Source organism: Citricoccus sp. (assembly GCF_035445025.1).
In the GTDB taxonomy this organism is placed as follows: domain Bacteria; phylum Actinomycetota; class Actinomycetes; order Actinomycetales; family Micrococcaceae; genus Citricoccus.
The window spans coordinates 1-3,772 of sequence record NZ_DAOMPX010000121.1; the positions used below are offsets into that span (position 1 = coordinate 1).

Genomic DNA, 3,772 nt, shown 5'->3' on the forward strand with positions numbered 1-3,772 from the left:
GGATGAGCCCGTCGCTGGACCCCGAGTACGAACTGGCCGGGCTGACGCGGTTCAAGACCACCATGGGGGCCGACGTCGTGCAGACCTACGGCGAGTGGGACTACCCCGTCAACCGGCTGCTGGCCCAGGGCTTCGCCCTCTACATGGCGCGCCGGGGCTAAGTCGCTGAGTCGCTAAGACGGCGGGCTAGTGCCCGAACTCCTCCGGGTCCGCGCGGTTCGCCGACCGCCCGCCGGACTCGCTGACGTCCAGGGCGTCGATCGCCGCCTGGTCCTCGGGGCCCAGCGCGAAGGAGAACACGTCCAGGTTCTCCCGCTGGCGCTGCGGGTCCGCGGACTTGGGGATGGCGATCCGGCCCTGCTGCACGTGCCAGCGCAGCACCACCTGCGCGGGGGTGCGGCCCAGCCGGGCGGCGATACCGGTGATCACCGGGTTCCGCAACAGCCCGCTCCCCCGCCCGATCGGCGTGTAGGCCGCCGTCAGCACGCCGGCCGCGGTGTTCGCCTCCTGGACCGGCCGCTGGGCGTCCTCCGGTTCGCAGTAGACCTGGTTGACCGCCGGGACCAGCCCGGCGTCGAGGACCGCCTGCAGGTGGGACGGGGCGAAGTTCGACACGCCCCAGGACCGGATCAGCCCGCTCCCCACGAGTGAGGCCAGCGACTCGCACGCCTGCACGTACCGGCCCTGGTCCGGGTTCGGCCAGTGCACCAGGAACAGGTCGAAGTACTCCAGGCCCGCGCGCTCCAGCCCGGCCTCCAGCGCGGTCCGCACCACGTCCGGTCCGCCGTGCCACCGCCGGTTGAACTTGGAGGTGACGAACACGTCCTGCCGCGGGATCCCGGAACCGGTGACGGCCCGGCCCACCGCGTCCTCGTTGGCGTAGTTCTCCGCGGTGTCCACGTGTCGGTAGCCCGCCTCCAGGGCCGAGGCCACGGCGCGCTCGCACTCGGCACCGGTCATCGGCCAGGTGCCCAGGCCGATCATCGGGATCGGCACGTCGTCCACGTTGGTGCCCTCGAGCAGGGCGTAGCGCTGACTGGTCATGGGGCCACCTTAACGCACGGGCGGCACCTCCCCGCGAGGGAAGGTGCCGCCCGTGCGTCACTGTCGGATCAGCGGATCAGCCGCGGTAGTCCGTGCCGTAGTCGTCCAGCGAGATCGCGTGGAACTCCGGCGTGGACGAGGAGTCCAGCCCCGGGTAGTCGAAGTCCGCGAAGCCGGCCGGGCCGGTGAACAGGTTGGCCTTGGCCTCCTCCGTGGGCTCGACGTTGACCTGGGTGTACCGGTCCAGGCCGGTGCCGGCCGGGATCAGCTTGCCGATGATCACGTTCTCCTTCAGGCCCAGCAGCGGGTCCGACTTGCCCTCCATGGCCGCCTGGGTCAGCACCCGGGTGGTCTCCTGGAAGGACGCGGCGGACAGCCACGAGTCGGTGGCGAGCGAGGCCTTGGTGATGCCCATCAGCTCGTCACGGCCCGAGGCCGGCTGACGGCCCTCCGCCACGGCCTTGCGGTTCGCGGCGGTGAAGCGGGCGCGGTCGGTCAGCTCACCCGGCAGCAGGTCGGTGTCACCCGACTCGATGACGGTGATCCGGCGCAGCATCTGCCGGACGATGACCTCCACGTGCTTGTCGTGGATGCCCACGCCCTGGGACTGGTACACGTCCTGGACCTCCTGGACCAGGAACTTCTGGGCGGCCCGGGGACCGAGCACGCGCAGCACCTGCTTCGGGTCCACGGCACCGGCCACCAGCTGGGTGCCCACGGCCACGTGCTCGCCGTCGGCCACCAGCAGGCGCGCGCGGCGCAGCACCGGGTAGGCGATCTCCTCGGAGCCGTCGTCCGGGGTGAGCACCAGCCGCAGCTGCTTCTCGCTGTCCTCGATGGTCACGCGGCCGGCGACCTCGGAGATCGGCGCCACGCCCTTCGGGGTACGGGCCTCGAAGAGCTCCTGGATACGGGGCAGACCCTGGGTGATGTCGTCCGCGGAGGCCACACCACCGGTGTGGAAGGTCCGCATGGTGAGCTGGGTGCCCGGCTCACCGATGGACTGGGCCGCGATGATGCCGACGGCCTCGCCGATGTCCACCAGCTGACCGGTGGCCATGGAGCGGCCGTAGCACTTCGCGCACGTCCCGACGGCGGACTCGCAGGTGAGCACGGAGCGCACCTTGATCTCGGTGATGCCCGCGGCGATGAACGCGTCGATGGCGACGTCGCCGATGGCCTCGCCGGCGTGGCCCAGGACGGTGCCGTCCTCGGCCTCGACGTCGACCGCCAGGGTCCGGGCGAACGAGGAGTTCTCCACGGTCTCGTGGCGGACCAGCTCGCCGTCGGCGTTCGGCACGCCGATGACCTCGGTCAGGCCGCGCTCGGTGCCGCAGTCCTCCTCGCGGACGATGACGTCCTGGGAGACGTCCACCAGACGACGGGTCAGGTACCCCGAGTTGGCGGTCTTCAGCGCGGTGTCCGCGAGGCCCTTGCGGGCACCGTGGGTCGCGATGAAGTACTCCAGCACGGACAGGCCCTCACGGTAGGAGGACTTGATCGGGCGCGGGATGATCTCACCCTTCGGGTTGGCCACCAGGCCGCGGATGCCGGCGATCTGCCGGACCTGCAGCCAGTTACCACGGGCGCCGGAGGACACCATGCGGTTGATGGTGTTCAGCTTCGGCAGCCCCGCCTGCATGGCGGCGGCGACCTCGTCGGTGGCCTTATTCCACACGTCGATGAGCTCGGAACGACGCTCCTCGTCCGCGATGAGGCCCTTGTCGTACTGGGCCTGGACCTTGAGCGCCTGGTCCTCGTAGCCCTCCATGATGGAGGCCTTGTCGAACTCCGAGGTGATGTCGGAGATCGCCACGGTCACGCCGGACCAGGTGCCCCAGTAGAAGCCGGCGTCCTTGAGGTTGTCCAGGGTCGCGGCGGTCTGCACCATCGGGTAGCGCTCGGCGAGGTCGTTGACCAGGGCGCCGAGGCTGCCCTTGGTGGCCTGGGTCTCCAGCCACGGGTAGTCGACCGGGAGCAGCTCGTTGAACAGCACCTTGCCCAGCGTGGTGTCCAGGACGGCGCGCTGGCCCTCCTCCCAGCCCTCGGGGGCCGGGACCTGGGCCGACGGCACGAATCCGTCCACCGCGATCTTGACCGGGGCGTTCAGGTGCAGCGCGCCGGCGTCGAACGCCATGATGGCCTCGGCCACCGAGGAGTAGGCCTCCCCGGCCCCGGCCTCGTCCTCACGCACGGTGGTGAGGTGGTTGAGACCGATGATCATGTCCTGGGCCGGGACGGCCACGGCGCGGCCGTCGGAGGGCTTCAGGATGTTGTGGCTGGAGAGCATCAGCAGCCGCGCCTCGGCCTGGGCCTCGGGGCTCAGCGGCAGGTGCACGGCCATCTGGTCACCGTCGAAGTCGGCGTTGAACGCGCCGCAGACGAGCGGGTGCAGCTGCAGGGCCTTGCCCTCCACCAGCATCGGCTCGAAGGCCTGGATGCCGAGGCGGTGCAGGGTGGGTGCGCGGTTCAGCAGCACCGGGTGCTCGGTGATGACCTCTTCCAGCACGTCCCAGACCTGCGGGCGGAAGCGCTCCACCATCCGCTTGGCGGACTTGATGTTCTGGGCGTGGTTGAGGTCCACCAGCCGCTTCATGACGAAGGGCTTGAACAGCTCCAGCGCCATCTGCTTCGGCAGGCCGCACTGGTGCAGCTTCAGCTGCGGGCCGACCACGATCACGGAACGACCGGAGTAGTCCACGCGCTTGCCGAGCAGGTTCTGGCGGAA

2 protein-coding genes are annotated in these 3,772 nt (G+C 70.3%); both read right to left on the reverse strand.

What is annotated here, in order from left to right; all coding sequences use genetic code 11:
• Positions 1–186: 186 nt before the first annotated feature.
• Positions 187–1,044: an aldo/keto reductase gene (locus PLJ28_RS15250; RefSeq protein ID WP_183527564.1), complete on the reverse strand. Its 858-nt coding sequence runs from the start codon at positions 1,042–1,044 to the stop codon at positions 187–189.
• A gap of 76 nt (positions 1,045–1,120) precedes the next feature.
• Positions 1,121–3,772 (reverse strand): DNA-directed RNA polymerase subunit beta' (rpoC, locus tag PLJ28_RS15255; protein WP_298044405.1); only part of this gene is annotated, 2,652 nt, incomplete at its 5' end.

Bases quoted from the DNA above. Each gene is read 5' to 3' on its own strand.
- PLJ28_RS15250 (WP_183527564.1), bottom strand. From the start codon at position 1,044: ATGACCAGTCAGCGCTACGCCCTGCTCGAGGGCACCAACGTGGACGAC.